The organism is Streptomyces sp. NPDC043952 (genome assembly GCF_056435325.1).
Genome location: NZ_JBWKES010000050.1, coordinates 34319 through 40075, shown reverse-complemented (window position 1 = coordinate 40075; position 5757 = coordinate 34319). Strand labels below are relative to the sequence as shown.

At 70.5% G+C, this 5757-nt stretch carries 6 protein-coding genes; 2 read left to right on the top strand and 4 right to left on the bottom strand.

Annotated features, from left to right (window positions below; all coding sequences use genetic code 11):
* Positions 1 to 141: 141 nt before the first annotated feature.
* On the bottom strand, positions 142 to 477 hold the full coding sequence (locus tag AC069R_RS32270; RefSeq protein WP_085565785.1) for a Rieske (2Fe-2S) protein: 336 nt from the start codon (positions 475 to 477) through the stop codon (positions 142 to 144).
* Between the two features lies 1 nt (position 478).
* Complete coding sequence (locus AC069R_RS32265; RefSeq protein WP_478770261.1) at positions 479 to 886, bottom strand: hypothetical protein; 408 nt, start codon at positions 884 to 886, stop codon at positions 479 to 481.
* An 87-nt stretch (positions 887 to 973) separates the two neighbouring features.
* Here AC069R_RS32265 and AC069R_RS32260 point away from each other — a divergent pair, with 87 nt between their 5' ends.
* Positions 974 to 1984: a helix-turn-helix transcriptional regulator gene (locus tag AC069R_RS32260; RefSeq protein ID WP_478770260.1), complete on the top strand. Its 1011-nt coding sequence runs from the start codon at positions 974 to 976 to the stop codon at positions 1982 to 1984.
* Between the two features lie 3 nt (positions 1985 to 1987).
* Entirely contained in the window at positions 1988 to 2998 is a 1011-nt protein-coding gene (locus AC069R_RS32255; protein WP_478770259.1) for a helix-turn-helix transcriptional regulator, read from the top strand.
* On the opposite strand, the gene AC069R_RS32250 is transcribed toward AC069R_RS32255, so the two are convergent.
* Both AC069R_RS32250 and AC069R_RS32245 read right to left on the bottom strand, forming a co-directional pair.
* Positions 2993 to 4012 (bottom strand): helix-turn-helix transcriptional regulator, encoded by a 1020-nt coding sequence (locus AC069R_RS32250; protein ID WP_478770258.1) that lies wholly within the window; start codon positions 4010 to 4012, stop codon positions 2993 to 2995. The two genes, AC069R_RS32255 and AC069R_RS32250, sit on opposite strands and share 6 nt — an antisense overlap.
* A gap of 234 nt (positions 4013 to 4246) precedes the next feature.
* Entirely contained in the window at positions 4247 to 5353 is a 1107-nt protein-coding gene (locus AC069R_RS32245; RefSeq protein WP_478770257.1) for a sugar ABC transporter substrate-binding protein, read from the bottom strand.
* Positions 5354 to 5757 lie beyond the last annotated feature (404 nt).

Here is a 5757-nt window from a genome sequence, read left to right as displayed (position 1 = left end):
CCCCCCCCCCCCCCCCCCCCCCCCCCCCCCCCCCCCCCCCCCCCCCCCCCCCCCCCCCCCCCCCCCCCCCCCCCCCCCCCCCCCCCCCCCCCGCTGCGGGGGGGAAGCGCCTGAGCGATCTTTTACGACGGGGGAATCGCGTCAGGCACTGCGGGGGGTGGCAGAGATGGTTCTCAGGTCGGACTCCACCGGCTCGGTGAGCCGGTGATCCCGCTGGTCCAGGTTCACGAAGATCATTCCGTACCGTATGGCACACCGCACCGGCTGAGGCGCCCCGCGCGGCTTGCGCAGGCACCGGTAGGCCCGGACGTCCTCCTCGTCGTCGCGCGTGACGACGACCGGCTCACCGAAGACGGTCACCATCAGCGAGTCACCGGGGTGGGGAATCGCGGTCACCAGATCGATGAAGTGCCAGCCGGAGCGGTAGGCGGTGGCCATCTCACGGCGGAAGGAGCGGTCGTCGGGAGGCGTGGTCACATCAGCTCCCGGCTGCCGAAGGCCACTTGGTGTCGGAGGGCCACTTGGTGTCCGCCGGCCACTTGGTGTCGGAAGGCCACTTGGTGTCCGCGGGCACGGCGTTCGTCACGCCGCCGGCCGCCACCGACGGCCACTTGGTGTCGGCGGGCCACTTGGTGTCCGCGGGCGCCACGCTGTTCGCGTCGAGCTTCGCCGCGGACGGCCACTTGGTGTCGCTGGGCCACTTGGTGTCCGCACGCACCACGCTGTTCGCGTCGAGCGTCGCCACCGAGGGCCACTTCGTGTCCGCGCGCACGTCGCTCTTCGCGCCGAAGGGGCCACTCAGCACTCCAAGGGCCACAACGGCGGAGAAGGTGGCGACCAGCCCCGAGCGAATCATCTTCTTGCCCATGGTCGACTTCGTCCTCACTTGAAGGTCCCCTTCTTCCCCCGTCGGATAAGACGATGGCTCATTCAGGCACATCATGACCACACAATCAGTGCATCATGTTCCTGCATGTTCAGGACCCTGGGGGGTGGAGATTTGACTTCAAATCAGCACAATACGGTACATCCCCATGCGGTCACCGAACTGTGCGAGGAAGGGCGCCGACTTTACGCCAACGCCCTGCGTACGGGGCGTGTCTCACGTGCCGATGTCGCGGCGGTCCCGTGTCTGATGGAGTTCGCCCTGCTCCACCCGGACCCGGACGATCCCGACTGGCTGCGCCCGGTGCCCCCGGCCGTGGCCCTGGCCCAGCGGCTGTCGCCCCTCGAACGCGAGATAGCAGATCGCCGGCGCTGGGCAGTGGAACTCTCCGACATCTTCGAGCCGTTCCTCGCGCTGAGCACCCAGACGGCCTCCGCGACCGACTCGATCACCGTCCTGGAGGGCAACGACCGCATCAACGCCGCGCTCGACCTGGCCACCACCGAATGCCGGTCCTCGGTGCTCACCGTGCAGCCGAGCAACCACTTCACCGAGCGCAACGTCCGCCAGGGCCTGGAGCGCGACACCGCCCTGGTGGAACGGGGCGTGCACATCCGCACCCTCTACCAGCACACCGTCCGCTACAACCTCAAGCAGCTCGGCTACGTCTCCCAGCTCACCAGCGGCAAGGTGGAGTACCGCACCATCGACGAACTGGTCGAACGGCTCATCATCTGCGACGAGTCGGTCGCCTTCATCCCCACCCGCGACGACCAGCAGGTCGCCCTCGAACTGCGCAACCCCGGACTCATCCGCTACCTCATCAAGGTCTTCGAGTTCATGTGGAACCGCGCCGTCCCGCTGACCGCCGGCGCCCCGTACGAGACCGCGCCCGACGGCATCACCGAGATCCAGCACTCCATCGCCAAACTCCTGGTCGAGGGGCACGTCGACGAGGCCATCGCGCGCCGGCTCGGCATGAACGTCCGCACCTGCCGCGCCCACATCGCCAAACTGGCGCAAGCGCTGGGCAGCGGCAGCCGGGCCCAACTGGGCTTCCTCATCGCCCAGTCCGGCATGCTGGACCGGGACCTGTAGCCGGTGACCACGGTGGCACCGCACCCGGAACACGGCATCGAGGAGCTGTGCGCGCAGGGCCGCGAACTGTACGAACTCGCCCTGCGCGGCGGGCGGATCGACGCGGCAGACGCCGAAGCGGCACCCTGCCTGGAGCGGTTGGGGCTGCTCCAGCCGAGCGCCGCCGACACGCGCCTGCTGGAACCGGTGGCCGCTTCGGTGGCCCTGCAGGAGCTGCTGCGCGCCTCCGCCGAACGCGTCGCCGCCGAACGCCGGCGGGAGGCCCGTATCGCCCGGAGCCTCGAACCGCTGCTGCGGGCGGCCCGCGACCTGCCCGGCACCACCCCCGGCAGCACCCCCGTGGTCCGGGTGCACAGCGGCATCGACCGCATCGACCAGGTTCTCACCGGCGCCACGGCCGAGGTCCGCGAGGAGTTCCTGGCGATCCAGCCGCATGTGGACCACGCCCGGATGACCCCCGAACTGGACGCCGCCGCCTTCGACCGCGACCAGGCGCTGCTGGACCGCGGCGCCCGGATCCGCGTCCTCTACCAGCACACGATGCGCCACTCGCTGCCCGTCATGGCCCGCTGCGAGCAGCTGCGCGGCGACATGCAGGCCCGCACCCTGGACGAGGTCGCCGAGCGCCTGTTCGTGCTGGACCGGACGGTGGCGTTCATCCCCGCCAACGCCGAGCGCACCATGGCCCTGGAGATCCGCCAGCCGGCGATCGTGGCCCACCTGGCGACGATGTTCGACCGGTTCTGGCACCTGGCCACGCCGATCGGACCACGACACCCGCCGCGCCCCGCCGCGGACGGCACCACTCCGCGCCAGCGGGCCATCGCCGCCCTCCTGGTGGAGGGCCACACCGATGCCGCCATCGCCGACCGGCTGGGCATGAACGTGCGCACCGTACGGCTGCACATCGCCAAGCTCTCCGCCGCGCTCGGCAGCGTCAGCCGGGCCCAACTGGGTTACCTCATCGCGCAGTCGGAGATCCTGCGCCGCACGGACGAGACGCCGGGCTCATAGCGGGGCGTCCCGCGCGCCCGCCGGCAGGCCCCGGCCGCTGCCGTCCAGACCCGCCTGGGCGATCCGCACCCCGAGCTGCGTACGGCTCGCCGCGCCCAGGGTCTCCGAGAGGCGGGCGATGTGCGCGCGGCAGGTGCGCACGCTGATGCCGAGCCGCTCGGCGATCACCGCGTCCTGGTGGCCCTCGGCGAGCAGCGCCGCGATGGACTGCTCACGGTGCGAGATGCCCTCGATGCCGGTGTCCGGGAGCGGCGCGGTGAGCGGGATGGCCAGCCGCCACAGCCGCTCGAAGACGGTCACCAGGTACTCCACCAGCGCCGGATGGCGCAGCTCCAGGGCCATGGTGCGCTCCGCGTTGGCGGGGATGAAGGCCACGGTGCGGTCGAAGAGGATGAGCCGGTCGATGACCTCGTCCAGGGTGCGGGCCTCCACCGTGTCGCCCATCAGCTCCAGGTAGTTGAGCAGTCCCTGGCCGTGCCGGGCCACGTGCGTGTACAGGTCCCGCATGCGCACGCCCCGCCCGCGCAGCGCCAGCGCCCGGTGCAGGCCCTCGGTCAGCTCGGCCTCCCGCCGGATGCCGCCCGGCTGCACGGTGAGCACCTCAGTGGTGCACGCCTCGGTCGCCTCGTCCATCGCGGCCTGGATCCGGGACAGCCCGTCCAGCACCCGTACCGCGCTGCCCCCGGCCGGCGCCGCGAGCGCCTGCAACTGGCCGAGCCCGGCGTACCACTCGAAGGCGGCCAGCGCCGAGCCGACCCGGCGCTGGCTCTCGCCGACCTCGTCGTGGACCCCGCGCAGCAGCCGGGTCAGGACCTCCTGCGGGGCGGTGGGGACCAGCCAGTCCATGTCGTCGGGGTCCGGGTGCAGCAGGGCCAGCTCCAGCAGGCAGGGCACCGCCTCGGCCTCGGTGCGGGGCACCCGGCCCCGCCGTACCGCCCGCTCGTACACGCGGTCCCCGGCCTCGCACAGCCGGTCGGCACCGTGAGGATGCTGCCCCGCCCTCCGCCCGGCCATCGCGCATTCCACCCCCGGTGTGCTGCCACTTCCGCAGCGCAACTATGCGGGGCGCCGACCGGCTCCGCAACACGGCTCCCCGGAGCGCGGTGGCCGTTATCGGCCACTGCGTCCGGATATCCACCGGGCTCCGCCCCTCGCATTGCAACAAGATGACGGTGGCGGCATGCACATGATCAAGGGCATCGTTGGTCTCGCCGTACCGCGCTCACGGGGGTGGCGCGGTACGGCCCGCTACTTGAGACCGATGGCGGCGCACTCGGCCTTGTACTTGGCGGTGCAGATGTCGCCCACGGTGTAGATGCCGTCCGCGATGACGGTGTCCTTGATGGTCTTGCGGGTCAGCGCGCTGACCTGGACCAGCTTGGAGGGGATGTTCTTGGTGGTGGGGCTGTTCACCCTGTCCTCGGTGAGGGCGTCGAACTGGATGTCCTTGCCCTGGACCTCGGCGACGGCCATCTGCGCCGCGGCCTCGGCCTCGTCGGGGTAGGACTTGTAGACGCTCATGTACTGCTCGCCCGCCACCACCCGCTGTACGGCGTCCAGTTCGGCGTCCTGGCCGGTGACCGGCGGCAGGCTGGTGACGCCCGCGGCCTTCAGGGCCTTGATGACGCCACCCGCCATGCCGTCGTTGGCGGCGTAGACGCCCGCGATGTTCGCCGCGCCGATCTGGCTGATCGCCTTGGCCATGTTGGCCTGGGCGATCTCCGGCTTCCAGTCGGTGGTGTCGTAGCTGGCCGCGATGGTCACCTTGCCGTTCAGCTCGGAGAGCGCGCCCTCCTTGAACTGCTTGGCGTTGGGGTCGGTGGGCGAGCCGTTCATCATCACGATCTTCTTGGCGGTGCTCACGTCCGAGCCCAGCGCCTCCAGCAGCGAGCGGCCCTGCACCTCGCCGACGAGTTCGTTGTCGAAGGAGACGTACGCGGTGATCGGGCCCTCGGCCAGGCGGTCGTAGGCGATGACCGGGATGCCCGCGTCCTTGGCCTTCTTCACCTCGCCGGCGATGGCGTGCGCGTCCACGGCGTCGAGCAGGATCACATCGACCTTGTCGTCGATCATCTTCTGCATCTGGCCGGCCTGCTTGGCCGCGTCCGCGTCCGCGTTCGCGTACTCGACCTTGCCCTGCTTGGACGTCAGGTCGGCGACCTTGCTCTTGATGATGGGGTAGTCGAACTTGTCGTAGCGCGTATTGGTCGTCTCCGGCAGCAGCAGGCCCACCGTGAGGTCGTTGCCCTTGGCCGGGCTCGCGCTCGTGCTGTCCCCCGTCGCGTTGAGGACGCCGCAGCCGGCCAGCGAGAGGGTCGCCGCGGAGGCGGCCACGGACAGGACGATACGGCGCATACGAGGGCTCACTTCACGTGTGTTTCGGACGTGGGTGCTGCTAGACGACCCAGGTGTCTGAAAAGACAACGCGGAGCCGACAGCCGGCGTCAAGGAGCCTTGCTTAACGAGTACGCAACGCTACGCGCCGTCCAACATGTGAAAGCAATGGGGAAAGCTCTCCAAACACCCTTTACGGACCGTCCATCCAAGGGGAGTTCAGGAGGCGGCAAAGAAAGGGTTGTGCCCTCCGCCGGGCCCGCCGCCGTATCCGCCCGGTCCGCCGCCGTGTCCGCCGGGCCCGGAGGCGCCGAGGGGGCCGCGGGCGGGGGGTGTCCCCTGGTCCCCCCCCCTTCGTTGTTCCCTTCTCTGTTCATCCCCCCCCTTTTGGGACCCCCTTGGGCGCCACACCAACCACCCCCTTG

Bases quoted from the DNA above. Each gene is read 5' to 3' on its own strand.
- AC069R_RS32260 (WP_478770260.1), top strand. From the start codon at position 974: ATGTTCAGGACCCTGGGGGGTGGAGATTTGACTTCAAATCAGCACAAT.
- AC069R_RS32250 (WP_478770258.1), bottom strand. From the start codon at position 4,012: ATGGCCGGGCGGAGGGCGGGGCAGCATCCTCACGGTGCCGACCGGCTG.
- AC069R_RS32245 (WP_478770257.1), bottom strand. From the start codon at position 5,353: ATGCGCCGTATCGTCCTGTCCGTGGCCGCCTCCGCGGCGACCCTCTCG.